10 protein-coding genes are annotated in these 20,302 nt (G+C 76.7%); 6 read left to right on the top strand and 4 right to left on the bottom strand.

Annotated elements, in window-relative coordinates:
• Positions 1–4 precede the first annotated feature (4 nt).
• On the top strand, positions 5–1,135 hold the full coding sequence (locus Sdagh_RS10460; protein WP_190077789.1) for an acyl-CoA dehydrogenase family protein: 1,131 nt from the start codon (positions 5–7) through the stop codon (positions 1,133–1,135).
• On the top strand, positions 1,132–1,530 hold the full coding sequence (locus tag Sdagh_RS10455) for a RidA family protein (protein ID WP_190077788.1): 399 nt from the start codon (positions 1,132–1,134) through the stop codon (positions 1,528–1,530). The genes Sdagh_RS10460 and Sdagh_RS10455 overlap by 4 nt, the downstream gene beginning before the upstream one ends.
• Before the next feature lie 12 nt (positions 1,531–1,542).
• Here Sdagh_RS10455 and Sdagh_RS10450 read toward each other — a convergent pair whose 3' ends face one another.
• Entirely contained in the window at positions 1,543–1,737 is a 195-nt protein-coding gene (locus tag Sdagh_RS10450) for a DUF5999 family protein (RefSeq protein ID WP_189421061.1), read from the bottom strand.
• 207 nt (positions 1,738–1,944) lie between these two features.
• On the opposite strand from Sdagh_RS10450, the gene Sdagh_RS10445 reads away from it, so the two are divergent.
• Positions 1,945–2,385: a DUF6299 family protein gene (locus Sdagh_RS10445; RefSeq protein ID WP_189421063.1), complete on the top strand. Its 441-nt coding sequence runs from the start codon at positions 1,945–1,947 to the stop codon at positions 2,383–2,385.
• A 30-nt stretch (positions 2,386–2,415) separates the two neighbouring features.
• On the opposite strand, the gene Sdagh_RS10440 is transcribed toward Sdagh_RS10445, so the two are convergent.
• Positions 2,416–3,639 carry a helix-turn-helix domain-containing protein gene (locus Sdagh_RS10440; RefSeq protein WP_189421065.1) on the bottom strand — a complete coding sequence of 408 codons (1,224 nt, stop codon included), beginning with the start codon at positions 3,637–3,639 and terminating at the stop codon, positions 2,416–2,418.
• Between the two features lie 700 nt (positions 3,640–4,339).
• On the opposite strand from Sdagh_RS10440, the gene Sdagh_RS10435 reads away from it, so the two are divergent.
• The gene (locus Sdagh_RS10435) at positions 4,340–5,149 is read left to right on the top strand and encodes a PAS domain-containing protein (protein WP_189421068.1); all 810 of its coding nucleotides are present in this window, start codon (positions 4,340–4,342) and stop codon (positions 5,147–5,149) included.
• A gap of 59 nt (positions 5,150–5,208) precedes the next feature.
• On the opposite strand, the gene Sdagh_RS10430 is transcribed toward Sdagh_RS10435, so the two are convergent.
• Positions 5,209–5,727 carry an RNA polymerase sigma factor gene (locus Sdagh_RS10430; RefSeq protein ID WP_189421070.1) on the bottom strand — a complete coding sequence of 173 codons (519 nt, stop codon included), beginning with the start codon at positions 5,725–5,727 and terminating at the stop codon, positions 5,209–5,211.
• A gap of 80 nt (positions 5,728–5,807) precedes the next feature.
• The gene (locus tag Sdagh_RS10425) at positions 5,808–7,268 is read right to left on the bottom strand and encodes a phthiocerol/phthiodiolone dimycocerosyl transferase family protein (RefSeq protein WP_189421072.1); all 1,461 of its coding nucleotides are present in this window, start codon (positions 7,266–7,268) and stop codon (positions 5,808–5,810) included.
• 532 nt (positions 7,269–7,800) lie between these two features.
• Here Sdagh_RS10425 and Sdagh_RS10420 point away from each other — a divergent pair.
• Together Sdagh_RS10420 and Sdagh_RS10415 are read left to right on the top strand one after the other, a co-directional pair.
• A complete protein-coding gene (locus Sdagh_RS10420) occupies positions 7,801–16,437 on the top strand; it encodes a non-ribosomal peptide synthetase (protein ID WP_190077787.1) in 8,637 nt (2,878 codons plus the stop codon).
• Positions 16,430–20,245 carry a type I polyketide synthase gene (locus Sdagh_RS10415; RefSeq protein ID WP_189421076.1) on the top strand — a complete coding sequence of 1,272 codons (3,816 nt, stop codon included), beginning with the start codon at positions 16,430–16,432 and terminating at the stop codon, positions 20,243–20,245. Before Sdagh_RS10420 ends, Sdagh_RS10415 begins: the two co-directional genes overlap by 8 nt.
• Positions 20,246–20,302: the final 57 nt, after the last annotated feature.

Raw genomic sequence — 20,302 nt, 5'->3', positions numbered from 1 at the left:
GGCGATGACCGCCTTCTCGCTCGCACCGGAACAGTCCGCCTGGTGCGCCGCCCTGCGCGCCCTGGCCGCCGAACGGCTCCGCCCGCTCGCCGAGCGCGGCGAACCCGGCCGGGTCAACCGCCCCCTGGTCGCCGCCCTCGGCTCCCTCGGGCTGCTCCCGCGCCTGTTCACCTCCACCGCCCTCGACCTGTGCCTGATGCGCGAGTCCCTCGCCTACGCCTGCACGGAGGCGGAGACCGCGCTCGCCCTCCAGGGCCTGGGCGGCCACCCGGTGCACCTCCACGGCACCGGCGCCCAGCGCGCCCGCTGGCTGCCCCGGGTGGCCGACGGCACCGCGGTGGCCGCCTTCGCCCTCACCGAACCGGGCGCCGGTTCGGACGCGGCGGCGCTGGCGCTGGCGGCCCGCCCCGAGGGCACCGCCGGCTGGCGGCTGACCGGCGAGAAGTGCTGGATCTCCAACGCGCCCGAGGCCGACCTGTACACCGTCTTCGCCCGGACCACCCCCGGCGCCGGGGCCCGCGGCGTCACCGCCTTCCTCGTCCCCGCCGACCGCCCCGGCCTCACCGGCACCCCGCTGGAGATGCTCTCCCCGCACCCCATCGGCACCCTCGCCTTCGACGGCGTCCCCGTCACCGCCGACGACGTGCTCGGCGCACCCGACCAGGGGTTCCGGGTCGCCATGGACACCCTGAACCGGTTCCGCCCCAGCGTCGGCGCCTTCGCCGTCGGCATGGCCGGCGCCGCCCTGGACGCCACCCTCGCCCACACCCGCGCCCGCGACGCCTTCGGCGGCAAGCTCCGCGACCTCCAGACCGTCGCCCACCAGGTCGCCGAGATGGCGGTGCGCACGGAGGCGGCCCGACTGATGGTGCACGCGGCGGCGACGGCGTACGACACCGGCGCCCCGGACGTCCCCGAGCGCGCCGCGATGGCGAAACTGCTGGCCACCGAGACCGCCCAGTACGTCGTCGACACCGCCGTCCAGCTGCACGGCGCCCGCGCCCTGACCCGCGGCCACCTCCTGGAACACCTCTACCGCGAGGTCCGCGCCCCCCGCGTCTACGAGGGCGCCAGCGAGGTCCAACGGGACATCATCGCCCGGGAGTTGTACCGGCGGACCGAGGAGGGGCCATGAGCACCGAGCGGGTGAACCCGCCGGGCCTCGCCCCGCCGGCCGGCTTCTCGCACGCCGTCGTCGCCACCGGCAGCCGCGTCGTCCTGCTGGCCGGCCAGACCGCGCTGGACGCGTCCGGCACGGTGACCGGCGCGACCCTGCCCGCCCAGTTCGCCCGCGCCCTGGACAACCTGCTGACGGCACTGCGCGCGGCCGGCGGCACCCCGGCCGACCTCGCCCGGGTCACCGTCTACGCCACCGATGTCGCCGCCTACCGCGCCCACTCGGCCGAACTGGGCCGGATCTGGCGGGAGCGGATGGGCCGCGGCTACCCGGCGATGGCCGTCGTCCAGGTGGTCCGGCTCTGGGACGAGGAGGCGCTGGTGGAACTGGACGGCCTCGCCGTACTGCCGTGAGCGGTGGCGCGCTCAGGCGGCGATCGTCAGTACCCCGGCGGCGACCCGGTGCGGCCCCACCGCCCGGCCGTCGGGCAGGAGTTCACCGGTGTCGTCGAAGACGATGGTGCCGTCGCACAGCAGGTACCACCCCTGCTCCGGGCGGGCCGCGACGACATGGGCGGGGACGGTGTCGGAACCGGGACACGAGGACCGGTGGGAACACATGGCGCACCTCCGCGCGGGATACGGGCCTTCCTCACCGGAGACGATGCCCGCGCCCCGCGCCCGCCGGAACCCGCGGCGGCCGACCGTGACAACACCCGGACACGACCGGCACGCCCCGGCAACGCGCCGCCGAAGGGGTGACGGACGCGCCGCGCGCCGCACGGGCGGGTACCAGTGGGAACCCCACCCTCGGATCAGGAGGTCCCTGTGTCCTTGACGTCCGCACTCGCCGCCGCCGCCCTGCTCACGCTGGCCGCCGCCCCCGCCGCCCAGGCCGGAACCGTCCCCGCCGCCGGCGGTTCGGTGACCGTCGACCCGGCCGGCCGCATCGCCCCCGACGGCACCGTCACCCTCACCGGCACCTACCGCTGCGACGCCGCGAGCGGCCCGGTCTACGTCACCTCCTCGGTGAGCCGGGACGCCGGGTCCGTACGGCACGGCATCGGCGGCACCCCCGCGGTCTGCGACGGCCTGGACCACCCGTGGGCCAACTCGGGCAGACCGTCCGGCGGGTCGGCCCCGGCCGGGCCGGCGCCGGGCCCGGCCCGGGTCGAGGCCACCCTGATGGAGCTGCGCCCCCTCGGCGGCCTGCCGCTCCCCGCCTTCCACGCCCGGCAGACGCGGACCGTGACCCTCGTCCGGGGCTGACGGCCGGGCGGGAGGCGCGGGCCGGTCCGGTCAGGAGCGGACGTCGGCCAGGGTGGTGGCCAGGGACTGCCAGACGTGGGCCGCCAGGTCCAGGTGCTGCGACTGGGCCGCCTGCTGGCCGAGCCGCCGCAGCGCCGCGATGCCCTCGTCCACCCGGCCCGCGAGGATCTCCAGCCGCCCGTCGAGCACCGCGAGGCGCACCCGGTCCCGGTAGGACAGCCGCAGGTCCTCCTCGTGCAGCAGCCGCCGGCTGAGCGATCTGGCCTCGTCGAACCGCCCCTGGTGAAAGGCGAGGTGGGCCTGGAGGGCATGCAGCTCCTGCACCTGGAGCGGAGTGCCGATCAGGTCGAGGACGGAGGCGGCCTCGCCCAGCCAGCGGTCGGCGGCGGCCACCTGCGGCGGTGACATCTGGAGGGCGGCGGCGGTCGCGGCGGCCCGCAGCCGGGTCCACAGGGCCAGGTCGTCCTTGCCCCGCAGCAGCGCCAGCGCCCGGTCGAGGCGGGACCGGGCGGCCGCGTGATCGCCCTCGCGGTTGCTGACCATGGCGGCCGTCCACAGCGCCTCGGCCGCCTGGGCCGGGCCGGCCTGCGGCAGCAGGTCCCGCTCCAGCTCCTCGACGTGCCGCCCGGCCTCCTCCAGCCGGCCCAGTTCCGTCTCGACGCTGATCAGCACCATCAGGGCGGCGAGCGTGTCGGACACCGACAGCTTCTCGGTGCGGGCGACCGACAGGGCCGTGACGGCCGCGGGCTCCGCCGTCCGCAGGTCACCGAGGGCCCTGGTGCAGCGGGCGTACTGCACCCGCGAACGGGCCCGCAGCTCCGCCGCCCCCAACTCGTCGGCCAGCTCGACGAGTTCGCGGAGCAGGGTGCGCTCGCGCTCGTGGTCGCCGTCCCGGCCGGCGGCGCGGCCCAGCAGCCACAGGGCCTGCCAGCGGGCGGCGGGATCGTCACCGGCGTCCTCCTCGACCGCGCGGCACAGCGCCGCCGTGTCGTCCGCGCCGGGCGGCGCGGAGGCGACGGCGGCCAGCACCCCGGTCAGGGACCGGTCGTCCGCCGGGCCGGTCAGCGCGGACGGGTCGACGCCGAGCCGGCGGGCCAGATAGGCCACCGCCCGCTCGGTCGGGCGCCGTTCCCCCGACTCCAGACGTGACAGGTATCCCGTCGACATGCCGTCGCCGACGAGACCGGCCTGGCTCAGGCCCCGCTCCAGCCGGAGCCTCTTCAGCCGGCGGCCGAAATGCGGCTGTGTCAGCATCTCCCCCCTTTTGGTTCCGTGGCGCGATCGTCAGGGCCTCTTTCTTCCCGGGCCTGCCCGGTCGGGCGCATGGAGTTGCCACCACCTTATGAAGCGGGCGTAGCGGTGGGCAAGCCTCTCCGTGAACGGGGAACCGCGCAGTTCAGAGGTGCCCGTTCGGCTTCCGGAACGGGCAGGGGAGAGCGTCATGCGGGCATCTGCAATTTCCCTTTCGGAAAGGAAGTTGACAGGAATTCCGGTTCGCCTGGCAAAACCTTGCCAGAGACGGGGGCGGCCCTTAATCTCGAAGGCGCCGCCTTGACGCGATCCCCTACTCGTCTCACGGAGGTTTTCGTGCTGCGCAGCGCCCGACCGGGCCCGCCCCGACGGCCGGCCCCTCGGTCCGCGGTCGCCGCTCCCGCCCTTCCCCCCGCCCCCCGGGGTCTGCCCCCGGGAGGGAGCGGCGAGATCGAATGGCCGTGACAACGTTTTCCAGGTGCCGGCCGTCCCGGTGCCCGTCCCTGTCCGCACCCTGATCGACCCGGGAGACCGGCGCCCGGCGCCGGCCGGCCCGGGGCGACGCGGAACACCGGCCCCGCGCACCCACCAGGTGACACCGGCCGGCCCCGGCGCACCGCCGGCACCCGGCCCGGTGCACCGGCCGGCTCCGCGTTCGCATCCCTTCCCAGCCCCCACGCGCAGGAAGAAGGACGGTACGTCCGTGGCGACCACCAGGTTCCCCGACGCTTCGCCCCGCAAGAACGGAGCCGCGCTCACGGCTTCGCCCGCCCCCGACCTCCCCGTTCCCCGGCCCCGCGTCCCGCGCGGTGCCTGTACGGCCCATGCCTCGCCCGGCGCCCTGGTCATCACGGCGGCGGAACACGAGTTCGCCCGCCTCTTCGGTCTCCGGCCCAAAGAGATATGCGGACGCGGTCTTTTCGAGCTGCTGCGGTCGTCCGCCCCCGGGCGCCTCCGGGAGCAACTCACCGCGCTGTCCTCGGGACGGTGCCGCCGCGTCACCCGGAAGGTGACCGGACGGGACGCCGCCGGGCGGGAGTTCACCGCGGAGCTCACCGCGACCGCAGTGCGGGCACCGGCCGGCGGGACCACCGGAGTCCTCGTCCTCCTGCGCCGTACGGAAACGGAAGCGGTGCGCCGCACGGGGAGGGTGGACCGCGCGGAAGTGACGGACCGGGCGGAAGCGGTGGACCGGGCGGATGCGGTGGACCGGGCGGGCGCGGAGCGTAAGGAGGCCGTGGCCGGTGCGGCGGAAGGGGACCGCACGGCCGGGCGGCCGGTGCTCAGCGCCCTGGACGCACAGGTCCTGGAGGGCGTGGCGAGTGGCGAGTCCACGGTGCAGTTGGCCTCCCGTCTCTATCTGAGCCGTCAGGGGATCGAGTACCGCGTGGGGCAGATGCTGCGCCGGTTCGACGCGCCCAACCGCCCCGCCCTGGTGGCGCGGGCGCACGCGCTGGGGATGTTCGCCGCGGGCCAGTGGCCGCCGCGGGTCCTTCCCGAGCGGGTGAGGTGACGACGGGCCGGGCCCGGTGACGGCGGCCGTGGCGGTGCGCACCGCCACGGCCGCCGCCCTCACGCCGCGGTGGGCTGCCACGCCTCCTGGAACCGGCGGCGGGCGCGGAAGAGGCGGGAGCGGACGGTGCCGACGGGCAGCTCCAGCACCTCGGCCATCTCCTCCTCGTTGAGCCCGTACGCGCGCAGCGTCAGGACCTGCCGGTGCGCCGCGGAGAGCCGGTCCAGCACATCGGTGATGTGCACCGCGTCCAGGGGGTTGGCCTCCTGCCGGGACTCCACCTGCGAGCAGGCGCACTCCTCGCCGTACCGCCGGGCGGTGCGGACGGCCTCGCGGACCGTCACCGAGCGCACCCAGCCGTAGAAGGCCGCCGGTTCGCGCAGGGAACCCAGACCGCGGTAGATGGCGAGCAGCGCCTCCTGGGTGGCGTCGGCGCCGTCGTCGTGGGTGATGGACCGGCAGATGCGGGCCACATAGGGGGTGATGCGGTTCAGCAGGTGGTTCATCGCGTGCTCGTCGCCCGACTGGGCTCGGGGGAGCAGCGTCAGGGGGGAGGGAAGTTCACTGACGGTGGTCATGCCGGGCAAGCTCCTTGGGGTGACCGATGACCGGTGATCGTGGCCGGTGACCGGGCGGCGGGTACGGGAGCGGGTCGCGCTCAGCCCACGGCCGCGGGGACGTGCGCGGCGGGGACGTGCTCGGGGCGCCCCGCGTGCGCGAAGCGGAGCAGCCCGGCGCGCACGTCGTCGCGGAACGCCCGCATGAAGGACGGGCTGAAGCAGGCGGTGGAGTGCGGGAACTCGATGGCGAGCCGGCCCCCGAAGGAGACGACGCACGCCATCACGGGGCTCCGCCCGGCCTGCGGGAAGTACTGCTCGCGCGCCGGGACCAGCCGGACGTCCACCATGCGCAGCCCGCCGGGCAGCCGGGGGCCGGGGACGACCCCCATGTTGGTGGCGATCACGGTCGCCCGTTGCAGCGCGGGGTCGCGGGGGATCTCCGGGGTGATCCGCGTCTCGTGCAGGTGGTCCCCGTCGGCGACGAAGCGGGTGAGGCGGGTGTGCACGGTGCGCGCCAGCTCCGCCGGGTCGGAGGCCCGGGACACGTCGAGGGTCTGGAGGTGGGTGGTGACGGCGGGCACCAGCAGGGCGGCGGGCAGTGCCGGGGAGAGCCGGGAGCGCAGGTCGACGGGGGAGAGGACGCCGAGGGTGCGGGGTCCGTCGCCGTCCAGCCGCCGCCGGGCCGTGGCCAGCAGGGTCGCGCCGATCAACGCGTGCACGGAGACACCGTGGGCGCGGGCCGCCGAGCGCAGCCGCGCGGTGAGGTCCGTGTCCAGGGTCAGCCGCCGCACCTCGATGCGCCCGGCCCCCTCCGGGCCGTCCGCGCGGGGCGCCGCGCCGGTCTCCGTGGCGGTCTGCGCGCGGGGCGCCCCGTCGGCCTGCGGGGCCGTCCCGCCGGTTCCCGCTCCGGTCTCCGTGCCGGTCGGGGCGTCGGGCGTGGCCGGGCCGGGCACGTCGTACGGGACCAGGTCGACCGGGTGCCGGCGGAGCGCCTCGACGCGGCGGTCCAGGTACGCCGCCGTCGCGGCCCCGTCGGCCGGGGGCAGCAGCCGGCTCACCGGCTCCGGCCAGTGCGGCCCGCCGTCCCCGTCCCCGCCGGCGGCGGGCGCCATGGGCACCGGCTCGCCCTCGACCAGGGCCCGGTACTGGTCCCACAGCGCGTTGAGCGCCGCGATGCTGCTGTGGCCGTCGGTCACGGTGTGGTCGATGACCAGCACGAACAGATGGCTCTTGCCGTCCGGTCCGCTGATCAGGACCGCCCGGCTCAACGGCCCCCCGACCGGCAGCGGCCGGTTCAGCTCCGCCGCGTACTCCGCCGCCTCGTCGGAGCCGGTACGGGTGCTCAGCCGGGGCCGTTCGTCCTCGTCGAGCAGGTGCAGCGCGTAACCGTCGCCGTCCCGCGCGATCCGGGACCGCAGCGTCGGATGCGCCCGCGTCAGCGCGTCGAACGCGGCCGACAGCGCACCGACGTCGACGCGTCCGCGCAGGGAGCACGACAGGACGGCCCTGCTTCTCTGACCCACGTAGAGCGTCTCGACCGGACACAGCGCACGGTGCATGCCGTCAGCCTTCTTTCGTCGTTCATTTCCGGGACGTTCACGGGGGGACGCCTGCGAGAGGCGCGCAAGAAGGGGAACCGCCAAGGGCGTTCAGAGGGGGAGGAGCCCACGCCCGGACCGGGGGCCATCCGAGAGTGCACCGGCGGGCACGGCCGAATCCAGCGGGGAAGGCGGCACACCGGGAAGTCGCGTGATTTCCCTAGAACTCTGCCCGGATTCCGGGAAGTCCGCCCGATCGGACGCCGTCCACTCCCTCGCCGCGCACAATTCAGGGAAACCCCTGAATCGCCGCCCCGGCGGCCGGTCCGGCTTGACCCGGGGACCGGCGCCGCGCACGGTGGTGAGCCGTGGAACCGGGGCCGGGAGAGGCCATATCCCCTGCCCCCGGCGTGCGGCCCCTTCCTGCGCCCCGTGGGCCGGCCCGGCGCGTGTACCCGACGCGCGGGCGGCACGGAGCGCCGGCCGCACCCGCCCCATCCGGCCGGGCCTTCGCCGTCCGGGACATCACCGCTTGCCACGTGAGGGTTGTGCCATGTCACTCCAGGAGGACGAACGTCGACCGCTGTCCGGGGCCCAGGAGGGACTCTGGTACGCCGGGCGGCTCGCGGCGGACGGCGCCGCCTACACCACCGCGGAGGCCGTGGAGATCCACGGGCCGCTCGACACCGACCTGTTCGAGACCGCGCTGCGGCGGACCGTGGGCGAGGCCGACACCTTCGCCCTGCGCTTCACCGACACCGACGACGGCCCCCGCTGCCACCGCGCCGCCGACGCGGACGACTGGGTCCTGCACCGGACCGACGTCAGCACCGCCGAGGACCCCGAGACCGCCGCCTGGGCCCACGTCCGCGCCGACCTCGCCACCCCCGTGGACCTCGACAAGGGCCCGCTGTTCGCGCACAGCCTGCTGACCCTCGCCCCCGACCGCCACCTCTGGCTGCTGCGCGCCCACCACCTCCTGCTCGACGGCTACAGCTACAAGCTCCTCGGCCGGCGCCTCGCCGAGACGTACAACGCGCTGGCCGAGGGACGCGACCCCGGCCCCTCCGGTTTCGCGCCGGCCGCCCGGCTCCAGGAGGACGAGGCCGCCTACCGCGCCTCCGAGCGGTACGGCCGCGACCGCGACCACTGGGCGCGGCGCCTGGCCGGCCTGCCGCCGGAACCCGCCCGGCTCACCTCCCGTACGGCGCCCCCCACCGCGCCCTTCCTGCGCCGCACCGCCGAACTGACCCCCGCCGAGACCGCCGCCCTGGACGCCGCCGCGGCCCGCCTCGGCGTCACCCGCGCCGACCTGCTGGCCACCGTCACCGCCGCCTGGCTGCACCGGATGACCGGCGCCCGGGACCTGGTGCTGGGCCTGGCCACGATGAGCCGGCTCGGCAGCGCCGCCCTGCGCGCCCCCGGCACCGCCTCCGACGTCCTCCCGCTGCGGGTGGCCGCCGGCCCTAAGACGCCCCTCGCGGACCTCGCCCGCACCGTCGCCGGGGAGATGCGGGCCCTGCGCCGCCACCAGCGCTACCGGGGCGAGTTCCTCCGCCGCGACCTGGGCCTGCTCGGCACCGGACGACGGCTGTACGGGCCGGTGCTGAACATCGTCCCGTTCGACGAGTCCCCCGTCTTCGGCGGCGCCCCCACCACCTGGCACCACCTGTCCGGCGGGGCCGTCGACGACCTCCAGATCTCGGTGCGCCCCGGCGCCCGCGCCGAGGGCCTCTGGCTGGCCTTCGACGCCAACCCCGCCCTGTACGAGGAGGACGAACTCGCCCTGCACCGCGACCGGTTCCTCGCGGTGCTGCGCCGCTTCGCCGAGGCCGGCGCGACGACCCCGCTGGGCGACCTGGACGTCCTGCTGCCCGGCGAGCACCCCCGCGACGCCCCCGTCCGTACCCACCCCGTGGCCAGGACCCTCACCGCCCTCTTCGAGGAACAGGCGGCGGCCGGCCCCGAGCGGACCGCCGTCACCTGCGGCGACGACCACCTCACCTACGCCGCCCTCAACGCGGAGGCCAACCGGCTGGCCCGGCTGCTGACCGGGCACGGCGCCGGCCCCGGCCGGGTGGTGGCGCTGGCCCTGGACCGGGGCCCCCGGCTGCTGCCCGCCCTGCTCGCCGTCCTCAAGACCGGCGCCGCCTACCTCCCGCTGGACCCCGGCCACCCCGCCGAACGGCTCCGCCTGGTCGTCGAGGACGCCGCCCCCGTCGTCCTCGTCACCGAACGCGCCCACGCCCACCTCGCCGGGGACGCCCTCCCCGCCGTCCTCCTCGACACCCCCGAGACCGCCGCCGCCCTCGCCCGCCACCGGGCCGGCGACCTCACCGACGCCGACCGGCACGGCCCGACCGGCCCGGACGACATCGCGTACATCATCCACACCTCCGGCTCCACCGGCCGCCCCAAGGGCGTGCCCGTCCCGCACGCCAACGCCGTCCGCCTCTTCTCCGCCGCCGCCGCGCACTTCACCTTCGGCGCCGACGACGTGTGGACGCTCTTCCACTCGTACGCCTTCGACTTCTCCGTCTGGGAGATCTGGGGCGCCCTGCTGCACGGCGGCCGGGTCGTCGTCGTGCCGTACGCCGTCAGCCGCTCGCCGCGCGCCTTCCTGGACCTCCTGCACCGCGAGGGCGTCACCGTCCTCAACCAGACGCCGTCCGCCTTCGAGCAGCTCATCGACGCCGACCTGGAACGCGGCGGGGACACCGGCGCGCTGCGGTACGTCGTCTTCGGCGGCGAGGCGCTGCGCCCGGCCCGGCTGCGCCCCTGGGCCGACCGGCACGGCCTGGACCGCCCGGCACTGGTGAACATGTACGGCATCACCGAGACCACCGTGCACGTCACCCACCACCGCCTCACCCGCGCCGACCTGGACGACCCGCGCCGCGGCAGCGTCATCGGCACCCCCCTCGACGACCTGCGCGTCCACCTGCTCGACGACCGGGGCCGCCCGGTGCCGCCCGGCGCGACCGGCGAGCTGTACGTCTCCGGCGCGGGCGTCGCCGCCGGCTACCTGAACCGGGCCGGCCTGACCGCCGAACGCTTCCTGGACGACCCCTTCGGCCCGCCCGGCACCCGCATGTACCGCTCGGGCGACCTGGCCCGGCGCCGCCCCGACGGCACGCTGGACTACGTGGGCCGGGCCGACGCCCAGGTGCAGCTGCGCGGCTTCCGGATCGAGCCCGGCGAGATCGAGGCCGTCCTCGCCGCGCACCCGGACGTCGCCCGGGCCGCCGTGCTGGTCCGCCGCGCCGCGCACGGCGCCGCGCAGCTCGTCGCCTACACCGTCCCGGCGGGCGGCACGCCCCCGGACCCGGCCGCGCTGCGCGCGCACGCCGCCGCCCGGCTGCCCGAGTACATGGTCCCGGCCGTGTGCGTGCCCGTGGACGCCCTGCCGCTGACCGCCAACGGCAAGCTCGACGCCGACGCCCTGCCCGCCCCCGACTTCACCGCCGCCGCCTCCGGCAGCCGCCCCGCGGACCCCCAGGAGGCCCTGGTCTGCGCGCTGTTCGAGGACGTCCTGAAACTGGACCGGGACACCGTCGGCACCGACGCGAACTTCTTCGACCTCGGCGGCGACTCCCTGCTCGCCACCCGGCTGCTCGCCCGCCTGCGCCACGAGGCCGGCGCCGAGATCCCCATCACCGCCCTGTTCGAGACGCCCACCCCGGCCGCCCTCGCCCGGCGGCTCGCCGTACCGCACGGGGCCGCCCCGGCCCGCCCGGTCCTCGGCGCCGCCGCGCGGCCCGCGCGGGTGCCGCTGTCCTACGCGCAGGAACGCATGTGGTTCCTGCACCGGCTCGACGACGGCGCCGCCACCTACAACATCCCGCTCCTCGTCCCGCTCGGCACCGCACCCGACACCGACGCCCTCCGGGCCGCCCTCGGCGACCTCGCCGACCGCCACGAGATCCTGCGGACGGTGATCGCCGAGCACGACGGAACCCCGTACCAGCGCGTCCTGCCGCCCGGCGAACTCCGGCCGGAGCTGCGCGAGGCCGACTGTCCCGAGGCGGAGACCGCCGCCCACGTCACCGCCGCGCTGCGGCACCGCTTCGACCTCACCGCCGAGAGCCCCCTCGCCGTCTGGCTGCTGGGCCCCACCCTGCTGTTCGTCCTGCACCACAGCGCCGCCGACGGCTGGTCGCTGCGCCCCTTCGCCGACGACCTGGGCACCGCCTACGCGGCCCGCCGGGCCGGCCGGGCCCCCGAGTGGAGCCCGCTGCCCGCCCAGTACGCCGACTACGCCCTGTGGCAGCGCGCCCTGCTCGCCCCCGCCCCGGACGGACCCGGGCACCTGGAGCGGCTGACCGCCCACTGGCGCACCGCCCTGGCCGGCCTGCCCGAGGAGTGCACCCTGCCAGGTGACCGGCCGCGCCCCGCCGTGCCGCGCGGCGCCGGCGCGCACGTCGAGGTCACCGTCGACGCCCCCGGGCACCGCGCCCTGCTGGACCTCGCCGACCGGGCGGGCGCCAGCCTCTTCATGGTGCTGCACGCCGCCCTCGGCGCCCTCCTCACCCGCTGGGGCGCCGGCGAGGACATCGTGCTCGGCACCCCCGTCGCGGGCCGCACCGAACCCGCCCTCGACCCCCTGATCGGCCTCCTCACCAACACCCTGGTGCTGCGCGCCGACACCTCCGGCGACCCCGCCTTCCGGGACCTCCTCGCCCGGCTGCGCACCGCCGACCTCGCCGCCCTCGACCACCAGGACCTGCCCTTCGACCGGCTGGTCGACGACCTCAACCCGCCCCGCAGGCCCGGCCGGCACCCCTTGTTCCAGGTGATGCTGGCCCTCCAGAACAACGAGCCCGCCGTCCTCGACCTGGACGGCCGCCGCACCGAGCTGCGGCCCACCGCCACCGGCACCGCCAAGTTCGACCTGTTCGTCGACGCCCAGGAACGCCGCACCCCCGAGGGCGCCCCCGACGGCCTGACCCTGCACGTCGAGTACGCCACCGACCTGTACGACGCCGGCACCGCCGAGGCGTTCGCGCACGCCCTGCACGACGTGCTGCACGCCGTGGGCGCCGACCCCGGTCTCCGCGTCGGCGCGCTGCCCGCGCCGCCCGAGCGGACCCCCGCCCCGGCCGGCCCCACCGACCTCACCGGCCTCACCGACCTTACCGACACCGTCCGGTCGGTGCCCGGCATCCGCGACGCCCACGCGCTGCCCGCCGCCGACGGCACCCCGCCGCGCCTGTACGTGGTGCCGGGCCGGGCGGACGCCGCCGAACGAGCCGAGGACGCCCTCGCCCGCGCCGGCCACGGCCCCGTCCGCGTCACCGCCGTCAACGCCCTGCCCCGCACCGCGGACGGCGGTGTCGACACCGCCGCGCTGCGCGCCCTGCCCGCCGTCGACCGCGCCGCCGCCGAAGCCTGGCGGGAGCGGCTGGCCGGCCTGCCCGGCGTCACCGCCGCCGAGGTGACGGTGGAGGACGCACCCGGGGAACTGGACCGCCGCCACACCGGCCTGCCCGAGCACACCGCCGCTCCCGCCCCCGCCGCCCGGACCCGGAACGCCTCGGCCGCGCCCGCCCTCAGCGAGGGCCCCGCCCTGACCGAACCGTCCGTGCCGGGCTGGGCCGACGCCCTGCGCCGCGCCGCCGCGCGGGGCCGCGGCGACATCGTCCACGTCCACGCCGACGGCACCGAACACCGGCGCGACTACGCCTCCCTGATCCCCGAGGCGTCCCGCGTCCTGGCCGGACTGCGCCGGGCGGGCCTGCGCCCCGGCGACCAGGTCATCCTCCAGTGCGACGCCACCGAGGACTTCCTCGCCGTCCTCTGGGGCTGCGTCCTCGGCGGCTTCGTCGCCGTCCCGCTGACCGTCCCGCCCTCCTACGACACCCCGTCGGCGGCCCTGACCAAGCTGGAGGGCATCTGGCGGATGCTCGGCCGCCCCTGGATCGTCTGCTCCGCCGGACGCGAGAGCGGCCTGCGCGCCGTCGCCGCCCGGCAGGACTGGCCCGGCCTCCGGCTGGCCACCGCCGACGCGCTGCGCGACGCCCCCGAGGACCGGGACTGGTACGCCGCCGCGCCGGACGACCTGATGCTGATGCTGATGACGTCCGGCAGCACCGGCCTGCCCAAGGCGGTCCGCCTCACCCACCGCAACGTCCTCACCCGCTCCGCCGCCACCGAGCAGCGGAACGGGCTCGGCGCCGACGACGTCACCCTGAACTGGATCCCGCTCGACCACGTCACCGGCGTGGTCATGTTCCACCTGCGGGACGTCTACCTGGGCTGCCGCCAGATCCACGCCCCCACCTCGTACGTCCTCCAGGACCCGCTGCGCTGGATGGACCTCGCCGACCGGCACCGGGTCACCGTCACCTGGGCGCCCAACTTCGCCTTCGGGCTCCTCGCCGAACAGTCCGACCGCTTCGCCGGCCGCACCTGGGACCTGTCCCCGATGCGGCTGGTGATGAACGCCGGCGAGGTCGTCGTCGCCTCCGCCGCCCGCCGGTTCCTGCACACGCTGAAGCCGTTCGGCCTGCCGCAGGACGTCATGCACCCCGGCTGGGGCATGTCCGAGACCTGCTCGGTGGTCACCGACGCCGTCCTGCCCGCCGAACCCGCCCCGGACGAGGGGACGTTCGTCAGCTGCGGCCTGCCCTACCCCGGCTTCGCCATGCGGATCGTCGACGAGCGGGGCACGGTGCTGCCGGAGGGCGAGGCGGGCCGCTTCCAGGTCCGCGGCACCTCCGTGACCGGCGGCTACCACGACAACCCGGCCGCCAACGCCGAGGCGTTCACCGAGGACGGCTGGTTCGACACCGGCGACCTGGCCTATCTGCGCGACGGCGAGCTGTACATCACCGGCCGCGCCAAGGACGTCATCATCGTCAACGGCGTCAACCACTACAGCCACGAGATCGAGGCGTGCGTCGAGGAACTGCCCACCGTGGAGCGCAGCTTCACCGCCGCCGTCGCCGTACGCACCGACCCGTCCTCACCCACCGACGAACTCGCCCTCTTCTGCCACCTCCCCGGCGAGGCCACCGCCGACGCCCTGCGCGAGATCGCCGGGAAGGTCACCCGCGAGATCGGCGTCAGCCCCGCCTTCCTCGTCCCGGTCGGCCGGGACGCCATCCCCAAGACCGAGATCGGCAAGATCCAGCGCACCAAGCTGCGCAAGGGCTTCGAGGCCGGGGACTTCGACGACGAGGTCCGCCGCGCCCAGCTCATGATGGGCACCGCCGCCACCGTCCCCGACTGGTTCCTGCGGCCGGTCTGGCAGCGCGCCGCGCGCCCCGGCCCGCACCCCGCGCCCCCCGGCCGGCACACCCTCGTGCCGACCGGCGCCGACCCCCGCGCCCGCCGGCTCGCCGAGCGCCTCGCCGACGCCCTGCGGGCCGACGGCGGCCTGTGCACGCTGGTCGACCCCGGCCCGTCGTACGAGCGGCTGGGCGCCGCCCACTACCGGGTCAGGCCCGGCGAGGCGGGCGACTGGGCGGCGCTGCTGGAGCGGCTCGCCCACGACCGGCGGCCGGTCGACGCCGTCCTCCACCTCGGCGCGCTCTACGGCCCCGGGAACGCCGACGGCCACACCGCCGTGGAGGAACTCCTCGCCCTGGCACGGGCGTCGGTCGCCCGGCGGCGTCCGCTGGACCTCGTGTACGTGACGGCGGGCGCCCAGGCCGTACGCCCCGGCGAGCGGCCCTCACCCGCGCACGCCATGGCGGGCGCCCTGCTGAAGTCGCTGGGCGAGGAGTCCGGCGGGCTGCGCGGCACCCACCTCGACCTGGCGCCGGACGAGGACACGGACCCGCTGCCCGTCCTGCTGGCCGAGGCGACCGTCACCACCGACGGCACGGACGTGGCGTACCGCGACGGCCACCGACACGTGCGCCGCCTCGCCGCCCTGCCCGAGCGGCCCGAGCGCGCCACCACCCCCGCGCGCGACGGCTTCACCCTGCTCACCGGCGGCCTCGGCGGCGTCGGCACCGAACTCGCCGCCCACCTGCTGCGCACCCCCGGCACCCGGCTGCTCGTCGTCGGCCGCACCGAGCGGCCCGCGGACGAGGCCCTCGGCCGGCTCCGCGAACTGGGCGAGGTCCGCTACACCGCCGCCGACGTCACCGACGAGCAACAGGTACGGGCCGCCGTGTCCGCCGCCGCCGAGGCGTGGGGCGTCCCCCTGGCCTCGGTGCTGCACCTCGCCGGCACGCTCGTGGAACGCCCCGTCGGCGAACTGGACACCGCCACCTGGCGGCGTGCGGTGGCGGCGAAGACCCGCGGCGCGTGGACGCTGCACCGGCTCACCGAGGACCACCCGGTCGCCTCCTTCGTCACCTTCTCCTCCGTCAACGGCCTGTTCGGCGGCGCGCTGAACGCCGCCTACGCCGCCGCCAACGCCTACCTGGACGCCCTCGCCCTGCACCGCCGCGCCCTGGGCCTGCCCGCGCAGTCCCTGGCCTGGAGCATGTGGCGCGAGAAGGGCATGAGCCGCGGCTACGGCCTCACCGCGCTCACCGAGGCCCGCGGCTACCGGCTGCTCGACACCCCCGCCGCGCTGCGCTCCTTCGACCTGGCCCGCACCCTGGACGCGCCGCACCTGCTGATCGGCGCCGACCGCACCGCCCCCTGGGTCCGCAGCCACGTCGTCGCCCCCGTCCGCCAGGTCCGCCGCCTGGCCGCCCGCGTCGGCCTGGCGGACGGCACCGACCTGGGCGCCCTGTACCGCGCGGCGGCCGACGCCGCCGGGTCGGCCGGCCTGTCCGACGCGTGGACGCTGCGCTCGGCCGGCGCCACCGGCGACCGGGACGGAGCGGCGGACCGGGAAGCCGGCCCGGGCGCCCTGGAGGGCCGGCTCGCCGAGGTGTGGTCCGGGGTCCTCGGCCGGGACCGGGTGGGCCGGGACGAGAACTTCTTCGACCTGGGCGGCAACTCCCTGCTGCTGGTCACCGCCCAGTCCGCCGTCAACCGCGCCTTCGGCACCGCGCTGACGGTCGTCGACCTGTTCGCCCACCCGACCGTGCGGGACCTCGCCCGCCACCTCGCGGCCCTCGGCGCCCGCACCCCGGCGGAGCGGGCGGCGGACGGCGGCGGTCCCGGACCGTCGTCCCCGCCGCGCGAGCCCAGCGGCCTGGACCGCGCCAAGGAACAAGCACAGCGCCTGCGGGCGGCCCGCGCCCGCCGCACCGCCCGGCACGGGAAGGACCGAGGCCATGCCTGACACCACCGCACCCCACGACGCCGCGTTCCCCGACGAGGAGTTCCCCGCCGTCGCCGTCATCGGCATGGCGGGCCGCTTCCCCGGCGCCGACGACCTCGACGCCTTCTGGGAGAACCTCGCGGCCGGCCGGGAGTCGATCCGCCCCGTCACCGACGACGAGTTCCTCGCCGCCGGCGGCGACCCCCGCGACCTCGATGACCCCTCGCTGGTCCGCATGGTGTCGACGGTCGACGGCATGGACCGCTTCGACGCCGGCTTCTTCGGCCTGAGCCCCGCCGAGGCCGCCGTGATCGACCCGCAGCAACGGCTGCTGCTGGAGACCGCCTACCACGCCCTGGAGGACGCCGGCCGGCTCGGCGCCGACCGGACCGGCGAGCGGTTCGGGGTGTACGCGGGCAGCGGCGACAGCCGCTACTACCCGGCCCACGTGTACCCCCGCTTCGCCGGGCAGCCCGGCTCGGTCGCCCTCGTCCACGCGGCCACCGCCAACTCGCTGGGCACCCTCGCCACCCGCGTCGCCTACGAACTCGGCCTCACCGGGCCCGCCCTCTCCGTCCAGACGGCCTGCTCCACCGCGCTGGTCGCCGTGCACACCGCCTGCCAGGACCTGCTCGACCACCGCTGCGACACCGCCCTCGCCGCCGCCGTCTCCCTCAACCCCTCGGCCGCGCTCGGCTACCGCCACGTCCCCGACGGCCCCTTCTCGCCCGACGGGCACTGCCGGGCCTTCGCCGCCGACGCCGCCGGCACCTCCTCGGGCGACGGCGTCGGAGCCGTCGTACTGAAGCGGCTGGAGGACGCCCTCGCCGACGGCGACCGGGTCCGCGCCGTCATCCGGGGCAGCGCCGTCAACAACGACGGCCGCCGCAAGGTCGGCTTCAGCGCGCCCAGTTCCGCCGGCCAGACCGAGGTCATCCTCGACGCGCAGGCCCAGGCCGAGGTCGACGCCGGCACCATCGGCCTGGTCGAGGCGCACGGCACCGCCACCAAACTCGGCGACCCCATCGAAGTGGCCGCCCTCACCGAGGCGTTCCGGCACTCCACCGACCGCACCGGGTACTGCGCGCTCGGCTCGGTCAAGACCAACATCGGCCACCTCGGCGCCGCCGCCGGCATCGCCGGACTCATCAAGGCCGTCCTCGCCCTGGAACACCGGCAGATCCCGCCCAGCCTGCACTTCGACCGGCCCAACCCGCACATCGACTTCACCGCGAGTCCCTTCCGGGTGCCCACCGCCCTGGAGGACTGGCCCGCGGGCGAGCACCCCCGCCGGGCCGCCGTCAGCGCCTTCGGCATCGGCGGCACCAACGCCCACGTCGTCCTGGAGGAGGCCCCGCCCGTCCCGCCCGCCGCCCCCCGGCCGCCCGAGGACGGCCGCCGCCTCGTGCTGCCGCTGTCCGCCCGGACCGCCGGCGCCCTGCGCGGCCAGGCCGAGGCCCTCGCCCGGCACCTCGAACACCGGCCCGCGCTCCGCCTGGACGACGTCGCCCACTCCCTGCGCGCCGACCGGCCCGCGCTGCGCCACCGCCTCGCCGTCACGGCCGCCGACCGCGCCGAGGCCCTCGACGCGCTGCGCTCCGCCGCCCCCGCCACCCCGCCGGTCCCCGACGACCCGGTCCGCGTGGCGTTCCTGCTGCCGGGCGGCGGCACCCAGTACCCCGGCATGGGCGCCGGGCTCTACCGCGGCCACGCCGTCTACCGGGACACCGTCGACGAGTGCGCCCGCATCCTGCGCCCCGCCCTCGGCACCGACCCGCGCACCGCCCTGTTCGAGCGGCGCGAACCCGACCAGGTCTCCGCGCTGCTCTCCCTCGTCGTCACCGAGTACGCCCTGGCCCGCACCCTCATCGAGGCGGGCGTCCGCCCCGACGCGCTGATCGGCCACTCCCTCGGCGAGTACACCGCCGCCTGCCTGGCCGGCGTCATCGACCTGGCGGACATGCTGCCGCTGGTCACCGAGCGGGTCCGGCTCATCGCCTCGGCCGGCGGCGCCACGGTCGGCGTCGCCGCCCCCGCCGAGGAGATCCGGCCCCTGCTCGACGACACGCTGTCCCTGGCCGCCGTCAACGGCCCCGGCGCCTGCACGGTCGCCGGACACCTCGACGCCGTCACCCGCTTCGAGGCCGAACTCACCCGCCGCGGCGTCCCGTTCCGCCGGCTGCGCATCCCCGTCGCCGCCCACTCCCACGTCCTCGACCCGGTCCTGCCCGCCTACGAGGCCCACCTGCGCCAGGTCACCCTGCGCCCGCCGCGCGTCCCGTACGTCACCAACGTCACCGGCACCTGGGCCACCGACGCCCAGGCCACCTCCGTACAGCACTGGCTCGACCACACCCGGCACACCGTGCGGTTCGCCGACGGCATCACCGCCCTCTGGGACCGGCTGCACCCCGTCCTCGTGGAGATCGGCCCCGGCGACACCCTGACCAAGCTCGCCACCGGCCGCCTCACCGGCCAGGCACCGGTCACGGTCACCACCATGCGGCACGCCAAGGCCGAGGCGTCCGACGACTTCGTCCTCGCCGAGGCCCTGGGCCGGCTGTGGAGCGCGGGCGTCGACGGTGCCCTGCCCCCGGTTCCGGGCACCCCCCGGCGGGTCCCGCTGCCCCCGTACGCCTTCGACCGCCGCCGTCACTGGATCGACGCCCCCGGCGCCCGCGCCGCCGCCGACGACACCCAGGCCACCGAGGAGAGGGCCCCCGCGCTCGCCCCGCGCCCCCGGCTGACCACGGAGCACGTGGCGCCGCGCACGGAGCGGGAGGCGGCGGTCACCCGGCTCTGGGAAGAGGCCCTCGGCATCGGCGGCATCGGCGTGCACGACAACTTCTTCGACCTCGGCGGCGACTCGATGCGCGCCGTGCTCCTCGCGGGCCGGCTGCGCCGGACCGGCGTCCTCACCGTCCCGGCGGCCACCCTGCTGGCCGCGCCCACCGTGGCCGGCGTCCTCGCCGCCGCCGACGAGCGGGGCGGGCCGGAGCCGGGCACCGCGCCCACCGCGCTCGGGCCGCTGCTGCCGCTGCGCGCGGAGGGCACCGCCATACCCCTGTTCTGCGTCCACCCCGGCGCGGGCGTCTCCTGGCGGTACACCGGGCTGCTGCCCCACCTCGGCGGCGACCAGCCCGTCTACGGCATCCAGGCGGCCGGCCTGGACGGCACCGCCCCGCCCGCGCCGGACGCCGCCGCCATGGTCGCCCACTACCTCGGCCTGGTGCGGCGGATCCAGCCGCACGGCCCGTACCGGCTGCTGGGCTGGTCCTACGGAGGGTTCGTCGCGCACGCCATGGCCTGCGCGCTCCAGGCGGAGGGCGAGCGGGTCGAGCTGCTCGCGCTGCTCGACGCCCCGCAGCCGCACGGCACCGTCCACGACCCGGCCGGGGTCGAACGGCAGGTGGCCGCGCTGCTGTCGCGGGTGGCCGGACTGCCCCTGGACGCCGGGACCGCGCCCCCGGACGTCGGCACCGTCCTGGACCGCATCGGCGCCGCCGTCGCGGCGGACCCGGCGAGTTCCCCGGTCACCCGCGCCGAGGCCGCAGCCATCGCCGCCGTCATGCGCAACAACCTGCGCATCGCCCCCCAGTTCGCCCCCGGCGTCTTCCACGGGGACGTGCTCTTCTTCAGCGCGGCCGAGGAGGAACCGGCCGGGGCCGCGACCGACCTGGCGGTCCAGCCGGGGAAGGCCGACAGCTGGCGGCCGTACGTCGACGGCACCCTCCACGACCACCAAGTCCCGTGCGGCCACTACGACATGACCGAACCCGGGCCGATCGCCCGGATCGGCGAGGCCGTCGCGAAGGCCCTGCGCGACTGAACCGCCGGCGACCGCCCCACCCTTCCCCCGGCCGGAAAGCCCCCGCCGGCCGGGGGA

This window comes from Streptomyces daghestanicus (assembly GCF_020521275.1).
Classification (GTDB): Bacteria; Actinomycetota; Actinomycetes; order Streptomycetales; family Streptomycetaceae; genus Streptomyces; species Streptomyces griseoviridis.
This window is presented reverse-complemented; position numbering and strand designations above follow the sequence as displayed.

What these genes read in the sequence shown, in the direction of transcription:
- Sdagh_RS10425 (WP_189421072.1), bottom strand. Translation starts at nt 7,268, where the DNA reads ATGCACCGTGCGCTGTGTCCGGTCGAGACGCTCTACGTGGGTCAGAGA.
- Sdagh_RS10440 (WP_189421065.1), bottom strand. Translation starts at nt 3,639, where the DNA reads ATGCTGACACAGCCGCATTTCGGCCGCCGGCTGAAGAGGCTCCGGCTG.
- Sdagh_RS10420 (WP_190077787.1), top strand. Translation starts at nt 7,801, where the DNA reads ATGTCACTCCAGGAGGACGAACGTCGACCGCTGTCCGGGGCCCAGGAG.
- Sdagh_RS10415 (WP_189421076.1), top strand. Translation starts at nt 16,430, where the DNA reads ATGCCTGACACCACCGCACCCCACGACGCCGCGTTCCCCGACGAGGAG.
- Sdagh_RS10450 (WP_189421061.1), bottom strand. Translation starts at nt 1,737, where the DNA reads ATGTGTTCCCACCGGTCCTCGTGTCCCGGTTCCGACACCGTCCCCGCC.
- Sdagh_RS10455 (WP_190077788.1), top strand. Translation starts at nt 1,132, where the DNA reads ATGAGCACCGAGCGGGTGAACCCGCCGGGCCTCGCCCCGCCGGCCGGC.
- Sdagh_RS10460 (WP_190077789.1), top strand. Translation starts at nt 5, where the DNA reads ATGACCGCCTTCTCGCTCGCACCGGAACAGTCCGCCTGGTGCGCCGCC.
- Sdagh_RS10430 (WP_189421070.1), bottom strand. Translation starts at nt 5,727, where the DNA reads ATGACCACCGTCAGTGAACTTCCCTCCCCCCTGACGCTGCTCCCCCGA.